The 23,682-nt window shown below is 46.4% G+C and carries 25 protein-coding genes; 15 read left to right on the top strand and 10 right to left on the bottom strand.

Translation table 11 applies throughout. The annotated features are described in order from the left end of the window. Positions 1–22 precede the first annotated feature (22 nt). From DWY63_RS08325 to DWY63_RS08310, 4 genes are all read right to left on the bottom strand, one after another. Positions 23–217, bottom strand: coding sequence for a hypothetical protein (locus DWY63_RS08325; RefSeq protein ID WP_055226254.1), 195 nt, complete (start codon positions 215–217; stop codon positions 23–25). Between the two features lie 16 nt (positions 218–233). Then, complete coding sequence (locus tag DWY63_RS18410; RefSeq protein WP_243001868.1) at positions 234–1,073, bottom strand: cobaltochelatase CobT-related protein; 840 nt, start codon at positions 1,071–1,073, stop codon at positions 234–236. 984 nt (positions 1,074–2,057) lie between these two features. Continuing rightward, on the bottom strand, positions 2,058–2,990 hold the full coding sequence (locus DWY63_RS08315; protein ID WP_117801851.1) for an AAA family ATPase: 933 nt from the start codon (positions 2,988–2,990) through the stop codon (positions 2,058–2,060). A gap of 85 nt (positions 2,991–3,075) precedes the next feature. Continuing rightward, complete coding sequence (locus DWY63_RS08310; protein WP_117762263.1) at positions 3,076–3,846, bottom strand: ATP-binding protein; 771 nt, start codon at positions 3,844–3,846, stop codon at positions 3,076–3,078. Between the two features lie 168 nt (positions 3,847–4,014). Here DWY63_RS08310 and DWY63_RS08305 point away from each other — a divergent pair, with 168 nt between their 5' ends. After that, positions 4,015–4,662: a TetR/AcrR family transcriptional regulator gene (locus DWY63_RS08305; protein ID WP_117801850.1), complete on the top strand. Its 648-nt coding sequence runs from the start codon at positions 4,015–4,017 to the stop codon at positions 4,660–4,662. On the opposite strand, the gene DWY63_RS08300 is transcribed toward DWY63_RS08305, so the two are convergent. Then, entirely contained in the window at positions 4,584–5,210 is a 627-nt protein-coding gene (locus DWY63_RS08300) for a DUF3786 domain-containing protein (protein WP_055226247.1), read from the bottom strand. The genes DWY63_RS08305 and DWY63_RS08300 overlap by 79 nt on opposite strands. A 230-nt stretch (positions 5,211–5,440) precedes the next feature. On the opposite strand from DWY63_RS08300, the gene DWY63_RS08295 reads away from it, so the two are divergent. The 7 genes from DWY63_RS08295 to DWY63_RS08260 all read left to right on the top strand — a co-directional run bounded on the left by DWY63_RS08295 (position 5,441) and on the right by DWY63_RS08260 (position 11,780). After that, on the top strand, positions 5,441–5,890 hold the full coding sequence (locus tag DWY63_RS08295) for an Rrf2 family transcriptional regulator (protein ID WP_055221751.1): 450 nt from the start codon (positions 5,441–5,443) through the stop codon (positions 5,888–5,890). Positions 5,891–6,465: 575 nt separating this feature from the next. Next, positions 6,466–7,359 (top strand): DegV family protein, encoded by an 894-nt coding sequence (locus tag DWY63_RS08290; protein ID WP_055221759.1) that lies wholly within the window; start codon positions 6,466–6,468, stop codon positions 7,357–7,359. A gap of 171 nt (positions 7,360–7,530) precedes the next feature. Further along, positions 7,531–8,082 (top strand): stage V sporulation T C-terminal domain-containing protein, encoded by a 552-nt coding sequence (locus DWY63_RS08285; protein ID WP_117801849.1) that lies wholly within the window; start codon positions 7,531–7,533, stop codon positions 8,080–8,082. 257 nt (positions 8,083–8,339) lie between these two features. Beyond that, complete coding sequence (locus tag DWY63_RS08275) at positions 8,340–9,284, top strand: ABC transporter permease (protein ID WP_022462693.1); 945 nt, start codon at positions 8,340–8,342, stop codon at positions 9,282–9,284. Positions 9,285–9,361: 77 nt separating this feature from the next. Further along, a complete protein-coding gene (locus DWY63_RS08270) occupies positions 9,362–10,165 on the top strand; it encodes an ABC transporter permease (RefSeq protein ID WP_022462692.1) in 804 nt (267 codons plus the stop codon). A gap of 1 nt (position 10,166) precedes the next feature. Continuing rightward, entirely contained in the window at positions 10,167–11,045 is an 879-nt protein-coding gene (locus tag DWY63_RS08265; RefSeq protein WP_117801848.1) for an ATP-binding cassette domain-containing protein, read from the top strand. A 3-nt stretch (positions 11,046–11,048) separates the two neighbouring features. After that, entirely contained in the window at positions 11,049–11,780 is a 732-nt protein-coding gene (locus DWY63_RS08260) for an ABC transporter ATP-binding protein (protein WP_117801847.1), read from the top strand. Positions 11,781–11,782: 2 nt separating this feature from the next. Here the strand turns inward: DWY63_RS08260 and DWY63_RS08255 are convergent, their stop codons facing one another. Continuing rightward, positions 11,783–12,766 (bottom strand): dipeptidase, encoded by a 984-nt coding sequence (locus tag DWY63_RS08255; protein ID WP_117801846.1) that lies wholly within the window; start codon positions 12,764–12,766, stop codon positions 11,783–11,785. Between the two features lie 284 nt (positions 12,767–13,050). Between DWY63_RS08255 and DWY63_RS08250 the strand changes: the two genes are divergently transcribed. The 6 genes from DWY63_RS08250 to fucO all read left to right on the top strand — a co-directional run bounded on the left by DWY63_RS08250 (position 13,051) and on the right by fucO (position 19,083). Then, positions 13,051–14,448, top strand: a complete 1,398-nt coding sequence (locus DWY63_RS08250) for an alanine/glycine:cation symporter family protein (RefSeq protein ID WP_055267140.1) — start codon at positions 13,051–13,053, stop codon at positions 14,446–14,448. A gap of 147 nt (positions 14,449–14,595) precedes the next feature. Continuing rightward, entirely contained in the window at positions 14,596–15,684 is a 1,089-nt protein-coding gene (locus tag DWY63_RS08245) for a hypothetical protein (protein ID WP_117801845.1), read from the top strand. Positions 15,685–15,750: 66 nt separating this feature from the next. Further along, a complete protein-coding gene (codB, locus tag DWY63_RS08240) occupies positions 15,751–16,995 on the top strand; it encodes a cytosine permease (protein ID WP_117801844.1) in 1,245 nt (414 codons plus the stop codon). A gap of 136 nt (positions 16,996–17,131) precedes the next feature. Then, positions 17,132–17,713, top strand: coding sequence for a TetR/AcrR family transcriptional regulator C-terminal domain-containing protein (locus tag DWY63_RS08235; RefSeq protein WP_117801843.1), 582 nt, complete (start codon positions 17,132–17,134; stop codon positions 17,711–17,713). 3 nt (positions 17,714–17,716) lie between these two features. Further along, positions 17,717–17,824: a DUF6783 domain-containing protein gene (locus DWY63_RS19105; RefSeq protein ID WP_416388165.1), complete on the top strand. Its 108-nt coding sequence runs from the start codon at positions 17,717–17,719 to the stop codon at positions 17,822–17,824. 110 nt (positions 17,825–17,934) lie between these two features. Further along, the gene (gene fucO / locus DWY63_RS08230; RefSeq protein WP_117801842.1) at positions 17,935–19,083 is read left to right on the top strand and encodes a lactaldehyde reductase; all 1,149 of its coding nucleotides are present in this window, start codon (positions 17,935–17,937) and stop codon (positions 19,081–19,083) included. A 238-nt stretch (positions 19,084–19,321) separates the two neighbouring features. Here the strand turns inward: fucO and tig are convergent, their stop codons facing one another. Continuing rightward, positions 19,322–20,557 (bottom strand): trigger factor, encoded by a 1,236-nt coding sequence (tig, locus tag DWY63_RS08225; RefSeq protein ID WP_158568342.1) that lies wholly within the window; start codon positions 20,555–20,557, stop codon positions 19,322–19,324. 243 nt (positions 20,558–20,800) lie between these two features. Here tig and DWY63_RS08220 point away from each other — a divergent pair, with 243 nt between their 5' ends. After that, entirely contained in the window at positions 20,801–21,256 is a 456-nt protein-coding gene (locus DWY63_RS08220; RefSeq protein ID WP_117510035.1) for a hypothetical protein, read from the top strand. Positions 21,257–21,404: 148 nt separating this feature from the next. Here the strand turns inward: DWY63_RS08220 and DWY63_RS08215 are convergent, their stop codons facing one another. The 3 genes from DWY63_RS08215 to spoIIR form a co-directional block, all read right to left on the bottom strand. Then, positions 21,405–21,857, bottom strand: coding sequence for a DUF1934 domain-containing protein (locus DWY63_RS08215; protein WP_117801840.1), 453 nt, complete (start codon positions 21,855–21,857; stop codon positions 21,405–21,407). Positions 21,858–21,896: 39 nt separating this feature from the next. After that, positions 21,897–22,721, bottom strand: a complete 825-nt coding sequence (gene murI, locus DWY63_RS08210; protein ID WP_055221779.1) for a glutamate racemase — start codon at positions 22,719–22,721, stop codon at positions 21,897–21,899. A gap of 197 nt (positions 22,722–22,918) precedes the next feature. Continuing rightward, positions 22,919–23,665 carry a stage II sporulation protein R gene (spoIIR, locus tag DWY63_RS08205; protein ID WP_117510034.1) on the bottom strand — a complete coding sequence of 249 codons (747 nt, stop codon included), beginning with the start codon at positions 23,663–23,665 and terminating at the stop codon, positions 22,919–22,921. Between the last annotated feature and the right edge of the window lie 17 nt (positions 23,666–23,682).

Raw genomic sequence — 23,682 nt, 5'->3', positions numbered from 1 at the left:
TATGACCATACTTCAAACTGTCTTACTCCACTTCCTCCAGTTCTGTTCCTTCTGGAAGAATATATCCGCAGTTATCACATACTCCGTCCTCTGCAAGTATCCCGTCTTTCACAAAGGCTTCAATGCCTCCCGGTTCATGACAGCGTGGACAATCTAATTCCTGTATCCTTTTCTGATTTCTTACATCCTGGCAATTGGAAAATTCAATTTTACCCATAGTGATTCCTCCATTTTCATTCCATATCAATTTGTCTTCGTAAAAAAGTTCCTACTATACGGGAAAAATTGCTGATATTACGAATATAGGCAAAGTCTTTTCCATAGATTCTCTTTTCCACGGAGAGCTCTTCTTCATTCCCTGCAAAAATACCAATTACGAAAATTCCCTGATTTCTGGCCCGACGTACCTCATATGCAGTATCTTTCACAGCTTTTTCTCCGTCATAGATCTTGGGCTGGCGGGTTCCTGGTCGTTGTATGCTCATATCACAGGGTTTTCCATCACTTAATACGATTAAAATCTTATTTTTTTCCGGTCGCTCCATGAGAGAGGAACCGACTGTTTTCAGTGCAAGCCCATCTCTGTTATTGGCATATGCACGAAATTGAAAGATTCTTTCATTTGTTTCCCTTGGATCTTCATAATCCCGAAATCTCTGAAGTACTGTATATCCCCAGAAAGCACAGTATCCTGTCACCCGATGAGGAATTCCTGCCTGGCTTAATGCTTCACTGATAATATATCCCTGCGCCGCTACCTGAGCCTGTCTGTCAGCCTGGGAACCACTGGAATCAATCAGGACGTCTATTACAAACTCAGAATCGTCAGATCTCTTTTTTCTATTAAATAACTTGTCATCGTCTGTTCTTCCAATTTTCCATAACCTTTCAGGAACAAGCTGCCCCGCATCAGATCTGCTGACAAAATCATCCTTTCGGATTATAAGTGCCCGTTTCAGTGACTCTGCCAACACAGAAATATTTCTTTTGATGATCCAGTGATTATTTCCATAATAAGCTTTATTTTTTTCAAACTGCAGCTGAGAAAAACGGTATTGATTATTTTTTATCACAGGGTTCTGTAAAATTCCATCTGTAAGATACAGGATACAGTTTTTGTGGATTCCTGTACAAAATTTCCGGTTGACTCTGGCCTGCTCCGATTCACTTAGATACGATTTTCCGTAATTCAGTTCCACATATTCCCGTATCCGTCGCACTGCCTGTGGATTTATATTCTCCGAGCTTTCCGGAACTTCTTCATTTTCCGGAGAGAAATAAAATCTTTTTTTCTTTTTGTTTCTGATATCCAGACTCATCATCTTTTTTTTGAGATTAGAAAGATATTTTTGAATGATGTCTTCCATCTGTTCATCCGTCATGCATTCCTGCCACGCGTCATTGGCTAATGCCATATCCGGTAAATTCAGAATCTTCTCCAGATTTCCATTCCTTTTTTCAAAAGAGGGATCCAGAACATGATTATAAATCTCATCTATCACGTTTATGACATCTTCCGTATTTTCCGCATCCTTCAGAGAAAGAATCTTGTACAATGCAATCTCTGCCTGTGGATCCATTCCCTTATCGTCTGTGTTCTCCAGAACATGCCTTATATACAGAAGCCTAATCCTGTGAATCAGGTCTGTTCCAGCTTTGTCTGATACCTGTTCTTCCTCGGCCTTTTCCAATTCTCTGAACGCCTGTTCTCTGATTTCCTTTGTTCCCAAACGTTCTCGAATGATAAAACGATTCACTGCAGCATCCATGCATAATCCAGCAAGAGGCAAAAGCATATCTTCTCCAGCAGAAAAATGTATTTTTTTCATCAAATACATGCCAAGTTTCTTCTGATCAAAATATCGTGCAAAGGCACCCTGTTTCACTGCCTCATACAGAACCGTTTGTTTTGAATAAACATATTTTTCTGTGTCCGGTTCAAATTCCGTATCATAATCACCACTGACTGTCCAAAAAAGATTTCTGATACGATTGCTGATCTCCAGATGATGTTCTTCCAGTTGTTCCGCCGGCCATCTGACATCCTCCATACAAGTTTACCCCCATATGTCTTTTCCGGTCCAGGAAGATGGGATTCTGGTAGAAACCACATCTTCTACGATCTCTTTTTCAAATACATCAAAACTTTTATTTATGATTCCCATCTGGATTGCATCAATTGGAGAAAGTCCGCTTCTTGTTGCTTTTACAGCAGAAACCAATCCTCTCAGGTCAAGAGATTTTGTTGAGATTTCTCCATGGTAAGCTTTGATCTGCAAATCCAGAAACAGTCCTGCAAAAGCTTTCAGTGCACTTTTTTCCCCATCTGGAAAATGTTGCCTTAATACAAAAAGAACACTATCCTCATCCATTTCAGGCATATCGATTACCATAAACCTTGAAACCAATGCTTCATTTAGCTCTCTGGTACCTGCGTAACCATAATTCATCGTGCCGATAAATCGTGTTGCCGGATGAAGTAAAATCCTGTTATATCCTGGAATATCGATTCTGCGCCGATGATCCAGTGTGGCATGCAGTACAGAAACCGCATCATTTTTTGCCATATTGATTTCGTCCAGGATTCCAAATCCTCCAAATTCCGCGCATTGGTAGATGGGGCCTTTCCGAAGGCGAACCTCATTATTTATAAAGGTATCCGTTCCAATCAGATCGGCACTGTCTGTATTTACATGAAAAGAAATGTCGTATTCCGGTCTTCCGAATATCCATGCCAGTGTCTCACATAGTACATTTTTCCCTGTAGCTTTCGCACCGGAAAGTAACAGGTTATCTCCCTGAAGAAGCGCTGCTATTGACATTTCCAGAATCTTTTTCCCATAAAACAGGATATCCGGTTTTTCTACCCGTTCCTTTACCTGATCCTCTACCTCATAACGCATGTGAAAATCTCTCAGTTCTCCAATTAGTTCCTGCGCTATCTTCTGGTCTTCTAAATATTTTTCTATTTCTGTCCAATGATTTCTCATGAAGATTTTCCTTTCTTTGCAATTGGTTATATCAAATCAGATAATATTTCTGTTTACTCAATCTTCAAACTTTCAATCCTCCAACTCACAATCCTAACTTCTTTACAATTTCTCCCAGTGCACTTCTTACAGGAGAATCTTTCGGAAGCCGTATGATCGGCTTTCCATCACAGTCATACTGATATACCTGGTCATCATGTGGTACAACGCCTAACAGTTCCAATCCCTGATTTCGGATTTCTTCCAGAGTTCCGGCATCCAGTTTTCCATCCGGAACACGATTCACGATTAATCCAGTTTTCTGTGGTTTAAAGTTTAATTCATTCATCAGCTTTGCAATACGTCCGGCTGCCTGAACACCTCTTCTGGAACAGTCACTCACAAGAATCGCAACTTCCATCATTGGCAGAATTCCTCTGCTGATGTGTTCCATACCCGCTTCGTTATCAACCACAATATATGGATAATGGCTTTGCAGTTTCTGAACCTGGGTCTGTACAAGGCCATTTACAAAACAATAGCAGCCCTGTCCCTGGGTTCGTCCCATTACCATCAAATCATAATCGTCTTCTTCTGCAATCGCATCAGAAAGACGCATTTCCAGATATGCCTGTTTTGTCATACCGGAGGGAATCTGATATCGTGGGTCTATGCCTGCCCGCTCAATTTCTTCTCTCAGCTCCCCAAGTGTGACCTCCGGCTCAACACCGAGCACTTCGTTCAAATTTGCATTTGCATCTGCATCCACCGCTAGGACCGGACGTTTTCCGCTTTCACATAAATACTGGATCAACAATCCACAAAGAGTTGTTTTTCCTACGCCACCTTTTCCTGATACTGCAATTACATGTCCCATATTTTTCCTCCTAAAATTCTGAACAATCTGTTGACTTTTTCTTTAAACCTCATTATAGTTGTTACTATATAAATTACAATAATCAGTCTGTGAGATTTGTATGGTTACTCAACACATCAGAAAAATTGTTGAGAAATTATATGATACTAACTAATACAGGAGTATATAATGTCAGAAAAAACGAGAAAACAAGATCGCCGTACCCGCTATACCAGGCAAACCATAAAAGATACGTTCTTAGAGTTGTTAAATCAGAAAAGTTTTACGAAAATTACAGTTACAGAGGTCTGCAAAAATGCTGAAATCAACCGTGGCACTTTTTATCTTCATTACTACGATATCTATGATGTATTATCAGATATTTTTAATGATATGACTCAGGATATGTTAACAACTGTAGATCATTTATTCTGTCTAAATCAAAAAAGCTGTTCCTATCCGTTCTGTCAGAAAATACAGATGGAATCACAATACAGGGCACTGTTTCTGGATGATGCAATTGCCCCTATTCTTCTGGAAAAAATAGCAGAAAATACAAAAGAAGGCTATGTGACCTGGCTTATGTCACACAGCCTCCTGACCTTTGAACAGGCAGAATCGGTTTTTTATTTTCAAATGAATGGCTGCCTTTCCATCAACAGACTGATGCTCCGCAATCATTGTAATGACTGGAAACAGATTCAGACAGTAATCGACAAATTTATCAAATCCGGGCTGGAAAGTTTTCTGATTCATGATCAGAGAGAAGAAAATGCTTCCGATAATTTTTGCAGCAAAATTTCTCCAACTGTTACCGCATCTTCTACACTCAGATAATGATCGGCATGATCCTGAAGAAATATTTTGCCAGATGCAGGAAATTCTTCATCTGCAAACCATATCTTTAAAGTTACCGGATATCTTGGCAGAACTGGAAAAACAGCACACAGATCCGCCTTTGTTTCTGTGAATTCTGCACCCAGGTTTTTACATGCTTTCTGAATTTTCTCAGGATCTTTATCCTGCAAAAGCTTTTCCAGTTTCTGCTCTGCAGTCCGGTCAAACTTGGTTCCCCGAATCAATCCATCTTTCAGGTTACCAAAAGTAATGAGCTTCTGTGAGCCTTCTGTGCCATCGGCCATATCCAGATAATGCAGCAATGTCAGATAATGCCATTCGTCCACGTTTGAGTTAATACGAAACTCAGGGAGTTGAATTTCAATTGTTTCATAAAAACTCAGTACTTCAAGCACATTCCGGCTGCTATGAAAAACAGCCCCGCTTTTTGCAGCAATCTCCTCTCCGGAACGATTTTGCAGCCGTTTTACTGCTGCCTGCAACATTTCCTGAAATGCACGATTTTCTGTTTGATTTTTGTATTCCATAAGTTCTCCTTTGTGAGCATTTATAGTATCTGTGTTGACTTTTCCTTTAATCTCCATTATAGTTGTAATTATATTATTTACAATCATCAAAGCATTAAAAAATGCACAGTTTATCAACACATTAAAAAGAACTGTTGAGAACTTAGGATGTTTTAAACAAACCAGAAATATTTTCATCCCAAAAACGTGAAAACAAGATCATTATATCATACTACAAGGAGTTTCTTATCATGAAATATTCAACGAAATTAAGTGATACTGTTCATGTGATGGTTCTGATTGCTATCAACCAGGAAAAATCCCTCTCCAGTGCCTCAATTGCAGAAAGTGTCCATACAAATCCCGGCTTTGTACGCCAGCTTATGTTAAAACTAAAAAAAGCGGAACTTATGACCAGTGTAGCCGGACATGCCCGTCCTTCTCTTTCAAAACCAGCCGATCAGATTACATTGCTGGATATTTATAAAGCAGTTGAAGGTGATAAACCATTGCTTCATTTAGATACTCATACCAATCCAGATTGTGGCGTTGGCATTAACATTCAGTTATCTTTGCAGGGATTTTATAATGAAATTCAAAAGGCTGCCGAAGAAAAAATGAATACGATTACTTTGCAGGATATCATAGATACCTACTATCAGCGGATATCTATAGAAAATAACTTACAGAATATTATTTAACAGGAGAACACTTTCATGTACCTTCAGCAAATACGAAATGCTACCAAAACACTGTGGGAGAAGTAGACTATGAGAAAACAATCTGGTCAAGTTCATAGCAGGGAATCTTCTGCAACTCTCCAACTGACAGTAAGTTTACTCTATCCTTAATTGCTTAAGCTGGTTGTATATGAATAAAGAATGATGTATAGTATTTGCAAGAGGCACCTTCTTTCGTAAATGTTGCAAATGTTTGTTTCGTCACTTTCATTATACAACATCAAGAATCAAGGTGTCTTTCTTTTATGCAAAATCACGAACTTGCTCATTTATAGATAAAACGATTTTATTTCAAAAGCGGTTTTTACTAAAAATACATCTGCCGTTTTTGGTCATTATTACTATGCATTGATACCTGGTCAAATTTCTTCCGAAAACAGATGATTTCAGGAATCAACTTGTCGGCACACTCCTTTGTAGTATGTTGTCTATCTTCCATTGAAATCTCTCTTCTTTGGTGATACAATGTGCTACAATGCTTATCAAAAGTTACATCATTTTGGGGGACATTTACACTACAAAGGAGAATTTTATTTATGTTTCAGGTTTTTGTTGATTCAGCGGCAAATCTGCCTGCTGTTACTGCGAAAAAATACGATATCCATGTCGTTTCTTTCGTCAATCTTGTGAATGGAAAAGAGCTGGTCTGCTTCGACCCGGATCTGTCACCGGAAGAGGAGCTTGCAAAAGGAAAAGAATATTACAATGCCATGCGCACCGGCTGTGAAATCAAGACCGGACTGATCAGCACCGCAAATTTTGCGGATGCGTTCCGCACCGCTCTTGAGGCAGATCAGGATGTCATCTATCTTTCCTTAAGCAAAAACATCAGCGGAACTTATAACTCCGCAAGACTTGCTGCCGAGGAGCTTCTTGAGGAATACGGCGGAAAACGTAAAATCCGCCTCGTCGATTCCCTGAATGCCTCTCTTGCACAGGGCATCCTCGCCATCTATGCCAGCGAAATGCGCGATCGGGGCATGAACGTAGACGAAGCGGCAGATCTTCTGGAAACCTACGTTAGCAAAATGAACGGTGTTTTCACCGTCGGCGATCTGAAATATCTTTCCCGTACCGGAAGAATCAAGGGAAGTGTCGCTGTGGTCGGAAATATGCTGAAAATCAAACCGATTCTGCGTGGAAGTGAAGATGGCTATATTGTTTCCTACAAGAATGTCCGAGGACGCAAGGCCGTTTTAAATGAACTGATTCGTCTTTTCTGTGAAACGATCGAAGAACCGGAAAAGCAGATCGTCGGAATCGCACATGCAGATGCCTATGAGGAATCTCTTTATATGATGGAAGAAATCCAGAAAAGAGTGAAGGTGCGTGAGTTTATCAATACTTCTTACGATTTCTGCACCGGCAGCCACGTCGGACCGGATACAATCGCTTTGTTCTATCTCGGAAAAGACCGCAGCCTTCTGTAAAAGGAGCAACCAGACTAACCACTGCTGTTCCACTGTATTTTTCCGAAATTGCTGCAAACAGCGGAAATACTGTTTCTTTTTTCCATGCATAATTCCACCTGTTTTTCCACATACTACCCATACAGTACAAATTATGGAAAGTACATTGCGGAAACAGGAGGAATTTTTCATATGAAAGCGACGGGAATTGTTCGAAGGATTGATGATCTGGGGCGTGTAGTGGTTCCCAAGGAAATCCGGCGCACGATGCGGATCCGGGAGGGACAGGCCATGGAAATTTATACCGGACGGGAAGGTGAGATTATCCTGAAGAAATACTCACCGATCGAAGAGCTGGCGGAATGCGCAGCAGGGTTTACAAAATCGATTTCAACGGTGACCGGATGTCTCGTCTGTGTTTCGGATCAGGAACAGATTGTAGCGGCAAACGGGCCGGAACAGAAAAATTATCTTGGCAAGTCCATCAGCAGCCGGCTGGAGGAGGCGATTCTGAACCGGAAAACAGTACTTGCGCGTCCCGGTGAAAAGGCTTATTTTTCAATTTTGGAAAACACAGACAATACTACTCCTCTGCCGGAGCTCATTTTTCCGATTCTCTCCTCCGGTGATGCCATCGGTTCGGTCATTCTCTGCGGCAAAGACAGGGAGTCCCTGCTGGGCGACACGGAAAAGAAGCTCCTCCAGGTAGCTGCAACGTACCTCGGACGGGAAATGGAAAACTAAACAGGGGATTTATCGAAGGCAATTTATCAAAGGCTTTTTGCATCATCCGCACCGGTTATGCAAGAGGCCTTTTCCTGTTATTCTGTAATTCGAGATATTCCAATTTTATCTTGCTATTTACACCTGCATTGTCTACAATAAAAATGACGTGCACGAAAACCTTCAGCCGATACGCCCGAAGCTTTTCTGTGCCTGCTTTTATAAGCCGGGAAAAATTCCCGGAGTATCCTACATTACACAAGGAGGAATTTCCATTCATGAAATACATTGCAAAGAAATTCGGCTCTCTCCTTCTTACGCTGCTTCTTGTATCCTTTTTATCGTTCTTTGCCTTTTCCGTCATACCCGGAGATGCGGCAAAATCGCAGCTTGGCACGGAGGCGACGCCGGAGCGGATTGAGGCTCTGCAAAAGGAAATGGGACTGGATCGGCCGGTTCTGGAACGGTATGCTTCGTGGGTAACCGGCTTTTTTCATGGAGATCTCGGCACCTCGTATTCGTACTCGATGCCGGTCGGAGAACTGATCCGCGATAAAGTTCCGATTACCATCGCTATCACCGTTATCGCATTCCTGATGATCCTTGTTGTCTCGATTCCCATCGGCATTTTCACAGCACAGCACGCCGGAGGCCATCTGGACCGGCTGATCATGACGATCAATCAGGTGATCATGTCTGTGCCGGGATTTTTCATCGGTATTCTGATCACGTATCTTTTCGGTCTGATTCTCAAATGGTTTCAGCCGGGCGCCTATGTGCCGATTTCTGAAAATTTTTCCGGTTTTATCGGTTATCTTGTTGCACCGTCTGCCGCCATTGCACTTCCGCGCTGTTCCATGGCTGTCAAAATGCTGCGCAGCTCTGTGCTCTCGCAGCTCGATGCCGACTATGTGCGCACCGCCTATTCCCGCGGAAACAGTACACGCCGTGTTATGTATCACCATGTGCTGAAAAACGCCCTGATTCCGGTACTGACCTTCTGGGGCATGACAATCGCAGATATTGTGGCAAACAGCATTATTCTGGAACAGGTTTTTTCGATTCCGGGCATGGGCAATCTTCTGATCACTTCGATCTCCAACCGCGATTACCCCGTGGTTCAGGGCATCCTTGTACTGATCGCCGCCCTCATTATTATCATCAATTTCGTGGTAGATCTGCTGTATGGCAGAATTGATCCGCGTATCCGCGTAAAAGACTGACGGGAGCTTTCGATCATCAGCTCCCGCGACCGAAAGGTCATGGGGAGCCGCCCACGACAAAGGAAAGGGTTTTCATTATGAAAAAGAAACGCAATCTCACGCTGATCATCGGAGCTGTTCTCACCGCTTTTATGCTTCTGTTTCTTCTGATCGGCTTTTTCTACACACCGTACGACCCGGATGCAATGAACGGCGCAGCCAAGTTTGCTGCTCCCTCTCTGTCGCACCCGTTCGGCTGCGATCACTTTGGACGCGATATTTTCAGCCGCGTCTTAAAAGGAACCGGTACAACCTTCTTCGTCGCTTTCGCTACTCTGCTGCTCGGCGGAACCATTGGCGTCCTCGTCGGTGCGTTCACCGGGTATTTTGGCGGATGGATTGACGAAATCCTGATGCGCATAAACGATGTCATTGTTTCCTTTCCGGGAATCCTGCTGGCGCTGGTATTTATCGCGCTGCTGGGTCCCGGCAAATACAACGTGATCCTTGCACTCGGTATCGTATTCATTCCGAGCTTTGCACGTATCACCAGAAGCGAATTTCTCGCACGCAAAGATATGGACTATGTCAAAAGTGCCCGTCTGATGGGTGTTTCCCATCTTCGGATCATATTTGTACATATCCTGCCAAATACGGTCCCGTCCCTTCTTTCGATGGCAGCAATCGGTTTCAACAACGCCGTTCTCTCCGAGGCCGGCATGAGCTTTCTCGGCATCGGTGTCCAGCCGCCCGATGCCTCGCTTGGACGGATGCTCTCAGAATCCCAGACGTATCTGATGACTGCTCCCTGGGGCTCTGTTTTCCCCGGTCTTGCCGTCATTTTACTGGCGCTTGGCGTATCGCTCCTCGGCGACGGATTACAGAAGAAAGGCGGTAACTGATATGGCACTTCTCGATGTACGTGACTTAAAAATTGCATTTTACGATACCACGCCACCGACCGAAGTGGTAAAAGGCATCTCCTTTTCCCTCGAAGAAGGTGAGACGCTTGGCATTGTCGGGGAATCCGGTTCCGGCAAAACCCAGACGGCACTCTCCATTCTGCACCTTTTAAAGGAAAATTCCGCCGTATCCGACGGAGAAATTCTCTACGAAGGTTCTTCCGTTGCGCACGCTTCCAGCCAGGATCTGCAGCGCATCCGCGGAAAAGAAATCAGTATGATTTTTCAGGAGCCGATGACCTCTTTAAATCCGGTTCTGACCATCGAAGAACAGATTGCAGAGGGACTGCTGATCCATGAGAGCTGCACACCGGCAGAACGTCATGAAAAGGTTCTTGCCATAATGCATGAGGTCGAGCTTCCCGACCCGGAAAAGCTTTGCAAAAAATACCCTCACCAGCTCTCCGGCGGTCAGCGCCAGAGGGTGATGATCGCTGCGGCGCTTATTACAGAACCGAAGCTTCTGATTGCAGACGAGCCGACAACAGCTCTTGATGTGACGATTCAGTCGCAGATCTTAAAGCTGCTGAAAAAAATCAATGAACGCCATCACACGGCGATTCTTTTTATCTCACACGACCTCGGCGTCATCCGTTCGCTCTGTGACCGGGTCATCGTCATGAATCATGGGTCGATTGTGGAATCCGGCAGTGTGGACGATGTCTTTTTCCACCCGAAGGAATACTACACCCGCCGCCTGCTCGATGCAATTCCGAACCGACGAACATCGCTGCGAAAGCGAATCAAAATCGCTCCAACAGCTCAATGGCCGACAGGCTCTGACAAAAAAGCTGCTCCGCCGGCGAAAAAGGAGGAATAACCCATGGAAGAAATCAGTCCGAACAACATTCTGAAAGTCAGCCATATTTCTGCCTCCTATCAGGAGGGAAAGCAGAGAAAAACGGTGCTTCATGATATCTCTTTCGAGCTTCATGAAAATGAAATTCTCGGTCTCGTCGGAGAAAGCGGATGCGGAAAATCGACACTCTCCAAAGTGATCTTAGGATTTATCCGCCCAGATGAAGGCGAAATAATTTCGCAGGTCGACCATCCGCAGATGATTTTCCAGGACCCGTTTTCCTCCCTGAATCCGGCGAAGAAAATCTCCTGGATTTTAGAAGAACCGCTTCGGATGCAGAAGGTTCCGAAAGAAGAACGAAAAAAACGGGTTCTTGCGATGGCTGAAAGAGTCGGTCTCTCCGCAGAGCACCTGAAACGCCGCCCGCATGAGCTCTCCGGCGGCCAGCGCCAGAGAGTCAGCATCGCGGCCGCACTGATCCAGGGCTCACGCCTGATCCTTGCCGACGAACCGGTTTCCGCTCTCGATGTGACGATTCAGAAGCAGATCATGGAGCTGATGGTTCAGCTTCAGGAGGAGCTTCAGCTCTCGATTCTCTTTATCTCGCATGACCTCAACGTGATCTATCAGATGTGCGACCGGGTTCTCGTGATGAAAGAAGGCCGGATTGTGGAGAACGCGGAGACGGAAGAACTGTTTGTGCATCCGCAGAATGATTATACAAAGGAGCTTCTGGCGGCATCACCGGAGCTGTAGTTTTATTTCCAGCATTCTCTAAACACCCGAAGTACATTCTTGGAAAAGACCTTCTCTATCTCTTCATCGGTGAAACCGTCGTGGCTCATTACATCTGCGAGATGCTGCATATGCGCGGTGTCCGGCACATCCGTTTCACCGCTGAAACCGTCAAAATCGGTTCCAAGGCCGATGATATCGATGCCGCCGACGTTGCGCAGATATTTCATATGGCGTACCATATCCATCGTCGATGCCTTTTTCGCCGCCGGCTCCTCCTCGCGCAGAAACGACGGACAGAAATTGATACCGGTGACGCCGCCACGCTCTGCGAGCTGACGAATCATTTCATCTGAAAGGTTTCGCAGATGGAAGCACGCACCGCGCGCATTGGAATGGGATGCAATGACCGGACCTCTCGTATGTGCAAAAACATCGCGGATTCCGGCATCATTTAAGTGTGATAAATCGATCACTATGCCGAGCCGCTCCATCTCCTCGACAAAGGTAATACCGGTCGGTGTCAGCCCGTTTTCAAGATCCGGAAGATATGGCTTTCCCTCTTCCTGCGCCGGGTTCGGGAATCCAAGCTCATTCGGAAAGTTCCAGGTCAGCGTGGAAATCCGCACACCGAGATCGTACAGTGTGTGCAGTTTTTCGATACTGCCTTCGTAAACACCACCCTCTTCGACGGTCATCACCGCACCTATTTTTCCTTCCTTCTGTACCTGCATCAGATCCGCATACGTTTTGATCTGACAAATGCGGTCCGGATACCGTTCCACCTCTGATTTCCAGAGATCAGCCAGCTTTCTCACATGCTCAAACGGTGTTTCGTCTTTCAGTCCCTTCAGGAACGTAAACAGAGAAAAGCACTGGCAGAGGCTGCCGCCCTTTTCCAGCTTATCCAGATTGATCTGAAGATCCGCATCCGCAAGATGCTCCTGTTTTTCCTTCCACTGCAGCGCCGGGATGGTGTCGCAGTGCATATCAATTACCTGAAACATGGCAATAATCCTCTTTTCTGTTTTTTCTCTATTCTATCATACTTCGCTGCATTCCTTCACAAAAACTGGAAGAAAACGTAAAAAACCGCCTGGCTCATGGTAAACCCATAAGGCTAGAGAAAATATATCTTTCCGGAATCGCAAAAAATTGGGGGTCCGCGTTTTTTCTCGAAAAAAACTTGCAAATCTCGTCTGAGATGATATACTTTTTGCATTGTGTTACTTTATGAAAGCACTGATCTTCCAAGAAAGTGCTTCTGCTTATGAAAAAGAAAGAGGTATCTATGCTCCAACTGATTGAAACCATCAACAATGCCGTGAACAATTTTATCTGGGGTGTTCCGGCTATGATCTGCATTTTCGGTGTCGGCCTTTACCTGAGTCTGCGCACCCGTTTTCTCCAGATTCGAAAATTCCCGTATGCGATCCGCACAACGCTCGGAAGAATGTTCCGCAAACGAGATGCTTCCGATGGCGCAATTACACCGTTCCAGGCGGTCTGTACAGCACTTGCCGCCACGGTCGGTACCGGTAATATTGCCGGTGTTGCCGGCGCTATCGCTATCGGCGGACCCGGTGCCGTGTTCTGGATGTGGGTTTCCGCCCTGCTCGGCATGTGTACGAAATTTGCCGAGGTAACACTGGCTGTTTTCTATCACGAGAAAAACGCCAACGGGGAACTCGTCGGCGGACCGATGTATTACATCAAAAACGGTCTCAGCAAAAAATGGCATTTTCTGGCCTATCTTTTCGCTGCTTTCGGTGTACTGACTGTGTTCGGAACCGGAAATGCAACGCAGGTCAACACCATCACAACCGCAGTCAACTCCGCACTGATGAATTACCATGTGATCTCAAAAGACGCGATCCCGACCTCCAACCTGATTCAGGGTATCATTATTGCGGCACTCGTAGCGCTGATCCTGCTCGGCGGTGTCAAACGGATCGCACAGGTAACAGAAAAGCTCGTTCCGTTTATGGCTCTGTTTTATATTGTCCTTGCCATCGGTGTAATTTTGCTGAATCTCAACCGGATTCCGTCTGTTTTCGTATCGATCCTTGAGGGCGCCTTCCGTCCCTCTGCTGTTACAGGCGGTATCGTCGGAAGCATGCTCATGAGTGTGAAAAAAGGTGTGTCCCGCGGTATTTTCTCAAACGAGGCAGGTCTTGGTACCGGTTCGATCGCGCATGCCTGTGCCGACACAAAAAAACCAGTCAAACAGGGTATGTTCGGTATCTTTGAGGTATTTACTGATACGATCGTGATTTGTACCTTAACTGCACTTGTTATTCTCTGCAGCGGTACTTCCATCACCTACGGACAGGCTGCCGGCGCAGAGCTGACCATCAGCGGTTTTACCCTTACATACGGAAACTGGGTTTCGCTGCTCACCGCGTTCGCGATGTGCTGCTTCGCCTTTTCCACGATTCTCGGATGGGGACTTTACGGTGCACGCTGCATCGAGTTTTTATTCTCCGAAAGAATCACAAAATATTTTATGGCCGCCTATGCGCTGGTTGCCATCCTTGGCGCCACCGCAAATCTTGGCCTGATGTGGAGCATTGCCGAGACCTTCAACGGTCTCATGGCGATCCCAAACCTGATTGCGCTCTTCCTGCTTTCGGGCAAGGTTGTGGAGCTTACAAAGGAATACTTTTCCGGAGAAGGCAAAACCCGGTAAAATTCCTTTTCTCGCGGCGCATTCCCTTCTTCTGTAAGAAAATCATGTAAATTCGCCTTTTCCCTTGACAATCAGGTTGCTACACCTTACACTGTTAAAAGTTTATAACATGTTTACCAAAGAGGGAAAACCGGGAGGAACTTTTGAATGGAAAAATGGAATGAAGTAAAACTGGTGCCGGAGTTTTCGGAACAGGGCGTGGACTGCTACCGCCTCGCAGGCGGCGATTATGAAAACGAATACTATGTCGTTTCCGAAGCAGAGACAAGAAAACTTCTGAACACACCGGAGGTTGTCGGGTATGAGGTTTATCACTGCCTGATCCCGTCCACTTCACAGATGCTTTATTATTTTAAAGAGCAGGGAAAAGTAACCGCAGCCAACATCCTTTCCATCCTGCGCGGTGCTTTGAATTATCCGCTGGAGGAAAGCTGCTACCGCGAACACATTCGTGTACATGACATCAGCTTTCTGTCAAGTGAGCGTGTCTTTAAAGAGGAAGAAATCGCAGGGCTGGAAATCAAGTACAGCAAGCTGACGATGGTTCCAGGAAGCACACTTCTGATCGGCGATATTATCGCAACGGGTGAGACGCTGATCCACTGCCTGCGCTACGTAACCGATTTCTATCGTGAGCATGGTGCTTCCCTTCGCAACATTATCATCTTTACGATCGGCGGCACAACCGGAATCAAAATCCTGGAACGTCTCACAAAAGAAATCCGCGAGTTCTGGCCGGAGTTTGAAGGCTTTATCACCGTATATTACGAAGGAATCTTCAGCACCTATCAGGACAGGGGCGTATCCGGAATCAATCTGCCGGATGTCGATTTCTACTGGAAAGACGGTATCATTGCACCGGAGTTCCGAAGAGAAACGCTTTCCATGCGCGATCCGCTGTTTGAAAAATGCATCATCTACGATGGCGGTGCAAGACGCTATGAAATCCACGAGCATGTCGAGGAGGTTCTCGATTTCTGGAATAAAATGCTGGAGAGAGCCGACCGGATCGACTTCACCAGACTGCTCGAGGAGAAGCTCGGCTGCCCGCTTGGCGCATCCTACGAAGAGTGGATTCACATCAATCACTACGAAGAAATCGATGAACGTGTGACCAAATGGCTGTACCGCCAGGAAAAAGGCTATATTGCAAGCCTTGGCGATGCTACCCTGAAAGAAATTGCGGCTGAACGAATTGAAGAGTTTACCGCAGCACTTCGCAAATACATGCTGTAACAAAAAACCATTTCTTACGGTTCGCTGAATTTCGGCGAACCGTAATCACAGTTTTCAGGAGATATTATGGAAAAAGAAAAGAAAGTAAAAGATGTTGACTTCGCGGACAGCGCGGTTCCGTCTTCTGCCCGGAAAAATGTAGTAACCATGTTTATGATCATGCTTGGCTTCACCTTCTTCTCGGCAAGCATGTGGGTCGGCCAGCAGCTCGCTGACGGCCTCGATTTCTGGGGCTTTTTGGGATCACTGATCCTTGGCGGAATCATTCTTGGTATTTATACCGGTCTGCTCGGCTACGTCGGTGCAAAAACCGGTCTGTCACTTGATCTTTTGTCCCAGAGAGCCTTTGGCGAAAAAGGTTCCTATCTGCCGTCAGCCATGACCAGCTTTACGCAGATCGGATGGTTTGGTGTCGGTCTTGCCATGTTTGCAATTCCGGTTTCCAAGGAGCTGCTCGGCGGAAGCACTGCGGCACAGTGGGGACTTGTTATTCTTGCCGGCGTCTGCATGACCGCCTCTGCCTATTTTGGTATTGAATCTCTGACCATCGTCAGCTATATCGCTGTACCAAGTGTTGCCATTCTCGGAACGATCGCCATGGTCATGGCCGTAATGAGAGGCGACGGAACGATCATCGATCAGTTTGCCAAATCCAGCGGATCTCTGACTATCATCGGCGGTGCCGGTCTTGTCATCGGCTCCTTCGTTTCCGGCGGAACCGCAACCCCGAACTTCGCACGTTTTGCAAAGGACGGAAAAGCGGGTGCCATCACCACGGTTGTGGCCTTCTTCATCGGAAACTCCCTGATGTTCTTCTTCGGTGCCGTTTCCTCGATCTTTGTCGGCGGAAACGATATCTTCGAGGTTATGGTCCGCCTGAACCTGTTCTACCTGGCTGTTCTCGTTCTCGGTCTTAATATCTGGACTACAAACGACAACGCTCTGTACACCGCAGGTCTTGGTCTTGCCAACATCTTCCATCAGAGGAAAAAACCGATGGTTCTCCTTTCCGGTATCATCGGAACGGTTGCCTCCGTATGGCTGTACTACAACTTCTGCGGCTGGCTCAACATTCTGAACTGTACCCTGCCGCCGGTCGGCATGATTCTGGTGCTCGCCTACTTCATGAACAAAGAGGACTTTGAAGCCGATCAGCCGAAGCCTAAAACCGTAGACTGGTTTGCGGTTGCCGGTGTCATTCTCGGTGCCATTGTTGCGAACCTCTTACACTGGGGCATCGCTTCCATCAACGGTATGGTTGTTGCCGCTGTATGCTACTGTGTCGGACAGGCCGTAAACAAAAGAAAATAAGCAAAATCGTCCTGAATATGTTCCTGTATCTTATCTCCGGAACATGTTCAGGGCTTTTTATTTTTTCGGATTCGCGTTATAATATATGCATAACTCTGCATAGTTACAATTTTCGAAGCGAAAGGAAACTGCCCGGATGATCCATTCCACCGTATCTGCTCCCAAAGGAGAAAAAACAAAATACCGTCTTGCCGAATCCATGAAGGAGTGCATGAAATCAACCCCTGTCGAAGAGATCACCGTGCGCCAGATCTGTGAAATCTGTGGTGTTACCCGCCAGACCTTCTATCGTAATTTTCTCGACAAATACGATCTGATCAACTGGTACTTTGATAAATTACTGACAAAATCCTTCGAACATATGGGTCGCGGAACGACCGTTTTTGACAGTCTGGAAAAGAAATTTACCTATATTCAGAAAGAAAAAGCTTTTTTCGCCGCTGCCTTCCGCTACGACAAGCAGAATTCTCTGCGTGAGCACGATTTCGATCTGATTCTCGCGTTCTACGAAAATCTGATTCACGAAAAAAGCGGCAGTCCGGTTTCACCGGAAATACATTTTCTTCTCGAAATGTACTGTCAGGGTTCCATCACCATGACCGTAAAATGGGTGCTTACCAGCATGGATCTGACACCTTCCGAGTTTGCCGCTCTTCTCGTCCGGGCAATGCCGGAAGACTTAAAAAAACTGTTCCGAAATCTGCAGCTGCTCTCTTAGAGCGTGTCAAAGTGGGACTTGCAGATTGCGGAAATGGTTTTTCAGACACGCTCTGGTTATTTTTCACAAATTTTGTTCTGTTGTTTTTGTCACAATGGCGATTTTTTTTAAAGTGTTACACTTCGCCTCTTCTGTCACTTTCTTTTTCCCTTCCGGATTTGTTAATATAATAACAAGTTCAGTAAAACTATTTATTCATTTTAGAAGGGAGTTTTTCAATCATGGCAAATCGTATTAATTTAAATGCAACCTCTTATCACGGAGCAGGCGCTATTGCCGAAATCGCAAACGAAGCAAAAGCACACGGCTTCAAAAAAGCATTCGTATGCTCTGACCCGGATCTGATTAAATTCAACGTTACTTCCAAAGTAACCGATATTCTGGCCGCAAATGGACTCGACTATGAGCTTTACAGCGATATCAAGCCAAATCCGACCATCGAAAACGTGAAACACGGCGTAGAAGCTTTCAAGGCCTCCGGCGCTGACTATCTGATCGCCATCGGCGGCGGTTCTTCTATGGATACCTCCAAAGCCATCGGTATCATCATCGCAAACCCGGAGTTTGAGGATGTCAGAAGCCTTGAAGGCACTGCACCGACCAAAAATCCATGCGTACCGATCATCGCTGTTCCGACCACAGCCGGTACTGCTGCAGAGGTTACCATCAACTACGTTATCACAGACGTTGAAAGAAAACGTAAATTCGTATGCGTTGACCCGCACGATATGCCAATCATCGCAGTTGTTGACCCGGATATGATGTCCTCCATGCCAAAAGGCCTGACCGCTTCCACCGGTATGGACGCTCTGACCCACGCAATCGAGGGTTACACCACAAAAGCTGCATGGGAAATGACTGACATGTTCCATCTGAAAGCCATCGAACTCATCTCCAAATCTCTGCGCGGTGCTGTCGCAAACACCAAAGAGGGACGCGAAGGAATGGCTCTTGGCCAGTACATCGCAGGTATGGGCTTCTCCAACGTAGGTCTTGGAATCGCTCACTCCATGGCACACACCCTTGGTGCTGTTTATGATACCCCACACGGTGTTGCATGTGCCATGATGCTTCCGATCGTTATGGAATACAACCAGGAGTGCACCGGTGAGAAATACCGTGAAATCGCACGTGCCATGGGCGTTGCAGGTGTAGACGAAATGTCTCAGGAAGAGTACAGAAAAGCAGCGATTGATGCTGTTAAGAAGCTGTCCGCAGACGTTGGAATCCCGTCTGTTCTCGAGGCAGTCAAAGAAGAAGATCTGCAGTTCCTTGCAGATTCCGCACACGCAGATGCCTGCGCACCGGGCAATCCGAAGGATGCAAGCGTAGAAGATCTGAAGGATCTGTTCCGCAAAATCATGGCGTAACGAACACAATTCGTTTCCCACATGCGAAGCGGATATTCGCAATCCGCTTCGCTACTTGCTCATAACTGAATAACTGCTCCGCAGTTTATCAGAAGGAGCTTGCACTCCTCCTGATACAAGCAAGTCCCCACCCACTGCTTATTGCTTTTCGCAATGGAAGCAGGGGACTTACTTGATTCGGTTAAATCACCCCGGAAAACAGAAATTTTTATCCTGTTTTCCGGGGTGATTTCTCTTTTTATTCTACTGTATTTCCGTCTGCATCCACAGTCACAGTATTGACCGTTGCATTATCGAGAACCATATTGATCATGCGCTCCATCATGATATTGCGCACTACCGTATCTTCCCCGTAATAGTCATTGGCTGCTTTCAGGAAATCTTCCTGCGACATATTGGCATTGGCTGCCTCGTCGTTTAAGATCTGCTGGTAATCCTGGTCATCTGTAGTCCAGCCTTCTGCCTCTTTTACAGCATCCAGAAGAAGGGCACTTTTTGCCATCGTTCCTGCATACGTTGCTTTCTCCTGATTGTAGGTTGCTCTGTCCGCATACTGCTCCAGATAGTCGTCCAGGGAAATGCCGTAATTCTGAAGATAAGTGGTATACCGTTTATCGTAATCCTCTTCGCCAAGGGTGATATAGGATTTCGGAATTTTGTGAAACGTACAGCCGTCTGCCATCTGCTGCATCGCGTCATTCTGCAGATTATTTTCCGCTGTCGTCTCATTTGCAGCCTCCAGCTCTGCGCGTTTTCCGGCACGGTATTCCTCCACAGTACTGTAATCTGTATTTTTTGCTACCCATGCATCATCGAGCTCCCATCCGTCAATGTTTTCTGCCGGGCGGGTAAACGCATTTACCGTAACGGTAAACACAACATCTTTTCCTGCCAGATCGGTACTCTGATAGCTGTCAGGGAATTTCAGGTTCAGATCCTTTGTCTCCCCTGTTTTCATTCCAATGACACCATCCTCAAATCCATCGATGAAGGTACCGGATCCGATCACCAGATTGTAGGAATCGCTGCTTCCGCCGTCAAACTCCTTGCCATCAACTTTGCCAACATAGGCAATATCGGCGGTGTCGCCTTTTTGTACGGTGGCATCCGGATCGTCCATGGTGACAGCTGTCTCTGCCATAATGGCCGTCTGTACGTCATCATCCGTTACCTGCTCTACTTTCTTTTCCAGTGTGAGCTTTTTGTAATCTCCAAGCGTTACACACTCTGCCGGATCAACTTCCTCATCGACAACCGGAATCCCGTCTACATCACTCGGGGAAGCGTATTCCTCAGAAGCTGTGCTGTCGGACGATGTGCTACCTGCGCTCGACGCATCGGATGCTGAGGAAGCGCTTGTGCTGCTTGCGCTTGATACGGAACTGCTGCTTGTTGTATTGTTTTTTCCACATCCGCTCACACTGGCTGCTCCCAGTGTCATGAGCAGAAGCATGACTGCTGCTTTTCTTTTCATTCTTGAATTTTCCTCCATACTACGCCGTTCCCGGCGCGTTGTAAATCTCATTTTACCATACTTGTCTGGTAAAAAAAAGGCTGGGGCTCCGATTTTAGAAATTCTTATGATTTTCGACCGTAAAATCGCCTGGATTGCGCTAAAATGTGTTTGCGTTTTGCCGAAATCAATGTTAGAATGTTCATAGACTGGCATTGTATGTTCCGATGCCCACATTATTTTTTGCAGAGGAGGAATAGAGGGATGAAACCCTGGATTATCGTATTAATCGTATTAGCTGTCATCGCTGTCATCCTTGGTCTGCTGTATTACTTCGGTAAAAAAGCACAGACAAAACAGGCCGCACAGCAGGAACAAATGGAGGCCATGAAACAGACTGTCTCCATGTTGATCATAGATAAGAAAAAGCTTCGCATGAAAGATTCCGGACTTCCACAGATGGTCATCGACCAGACACCGAAAATGATGCGTCGTGCAAAACTGCCGATCGTCAAAGCAAAAGTCGGTCCGAGAATCATGACCCTGATCTGCGACGCTGCTATCTTCGATCAGATCCCGGTAAAAAAAGAAGTCAAGGCTACCGTAAGCGGTATCTATATCACCGGAGTTCGCGGCATCCGCGGTTCTTTAGAGCAGCCGGCAAAGAAAAACGGCTTCTGGCAGAAAATGCTCCGCAAGGCACGCGGCGAGGAAAAATAAAATTTCATCTGAAGCAAAAAGAAACACGCTTTGCGTGTTTCTTTTTGCTTTCGCGGCAGTCGCCAAGGTCTCGTGCAAGCCAGGACTTTGGCTCGTTGCTCGCGAAAATACCCGAGTTGAATAATTTTCATTCTTCCCGGGTATTTTTTTATAAATTCAGTTTTCCACCTTCCCGCGGTCTTACCTCGATATCGATTACGCAGTCCCCCACGTAGCTGTCGTTGATGTCGAGCGCGTATTCTGCCTTCAGTAAAATCTGATCCGGCGTCTCTTTCATTCTGACCTTCGTCGCCGCAACTCCCATGTTGATTATGCCATATGGCGTATGATAAAACGAAATGTTCTTTTTATCCTCCTCAAAAATCATATGGACATCAATGAGGCCGCGCTTGCGCACCTCGAGGGCGTTTTCCGTAAATTTGATCATGTTGTGCGTCATCATGTCAAAGCCTTCGGTTGCCTCGTCGTAGATCAGAAAGTGATGGCCATTTTTCTTGTAGTACGAACCCGTCGTCATAACCTCCACCGGTTCTTGTTCGCCGGATTCCTCATCCATCAGATACTGCAGTCCGCGGATGCTGATGAGTACGTCTTTTTCCATCCTTTTCTGATGTTCCTCTCTCTTTTCTGTATGTCGTTTTTAATAGTTTTCAATCTGTACCTGTTTCGTATCGCTGATCTGCTCCGGCAGAACGGAATGTGCGAAGGCATTGAACCGCTCCACGCCGTCGCTTGCGAAGAACTGGTATTTCTGACGGCCCAGCTCATCGTTTCCCGGATTCTCCAGATCCAGCTCCCGCAGCAGTCTGCGCAGTGCCTGTGAGGTTTCGTATGCCGGGTTGACGAGTGTTACTTTTTCTCCGACTACTTTCCGCAGCAGAGAACGCAGCAGCGGATAGTGGGTGCATCCCATAATCAGCGTGTCGATGTCTTTATCCAGAATCTCTGCCAGATAGCGGCGCGCCACTTCCTCGGTGATCGGATCTTTTGTCCAGCCCTCTTCCACGAGCGGCACGAACAGCGGACACGGTTTTCCGTAAACGGTGATCGCCGGATCTGCCTCGGTAATAAGCTGCTGGTAGAGGCCGCTCTGAATAGTGCTCTCGGTTGCGATGACGCCGACGCGCTTGTTCTGCGTCGTCTCGACGGCCATCTGTGCGCCCGGTTTTACCACGCCGATGATCGGGAGATCAATCTCTTTTTCGATCGTATCGAGTGCCAGCGCACTTGCGGTGTTGCAGGCGATGACGATTGCCTTGACCTGCTGGGTTTCCAGAAAGTGTACGATCTGGCGGGAATAACGGATGACGGTATTTTTCGATTTGGAACCGTACGGCACACGCGCGGTATCTCCAAAATATACGATTCGTTCGTCGGGCAGGTTTCGCATAATCTCACGCACTACGGTCAGTCCGCCGACACCGGAATCAAAGACGCCGATCGGCGCCTGTCTGTCTGCTTTCATACTTTCCTCCATTTTTCATCCGGCATTACTTTTTTGTCATGCCGAATGGGGTTCATTTCTATATTTAATATATCTGAATTTTTACATTTCTTTTTTCATTTCACGACCCTGGTTAAAATAGGTCGCTGATACATTATTTTAACCCGAATGGAGGAATATTGCAATCATTTCTCTTGAAAGTCTTTCGAAAAATCCGCCTAACGCCAGAAAAACCGGAACGAAATCCGGTCACTTTTCAGGATTTCGCGGTAGGCGGCGTCACTCAACAGATTCTGCAGCGGAATCCGGCTTTTTTCGACTTTTTCTGCACTTTCGCCGTCCTCGTTTACGGGGCGCAGGGCATCCGAAAAGCAGATGGACGGGTACAGCATGCACCACCAGTTGTGCCCTTTGGCTCTGCCGATGTTGATCTGAAGAGCGTCGTACGTTCCGGCGGGGAGAATATAATTGCCCGTTTCTTTTTCCTCAAAACTGGCTTTTCCGTACGTTACGGTGATATCGTCAGTACTGCCTCCTGCGCGCAGCGTCTGAAGGGCGGCGGCACGGATGGAGGGCTCGTTTTCACGCAGGATTTCTTCGGTTTCTGCTTTTGTTTCGGCTCCGTGCAGGATCGTCTGCAGTTCTTCGGCAACGGCATCGCGTACCTGAAGCTTGATCTGCTGGTCGGAGGCGCAGTCGCTGTTGGCTCTTACGTGAAAGCGCACGATCTTTGCAGCGACTTCCTGCTGCAGACGAGACTCGCGGAGAAGATTGGCGGTTCCGGAAAGGATCAGCGCCGCAATGCAGACGGGGAGCCAGCGGCGGCAGAAAATTTGAAATGCCGCCTGGAATTGACTTCTATGCTGGTTCCCAAATGTATTTCGGGGCTGCGCCTGCCTGTCCCTGGATTTCTTCTGTGTCTGATTTTGATTCCGTTTCCGGCTCTGTACTTTTTTCTCATTCATATGCTGCCTCCTGTTTT

This window comes from Blautia sp. AF26-2, from assembly GCF_003460955.1.
Classification (GTDB): Bacteria; Bacillota; Clostridia; order Lachnospirales; family Lachnospiraceae; genus Fusicatenibacter; species Fusicatenibacter saccharivorans.
The sequence above is the reverse complement of the archived record's forward strand: the minus strand, read 5'-3'. Positions and strand labels throughout refer to the sequence as shown.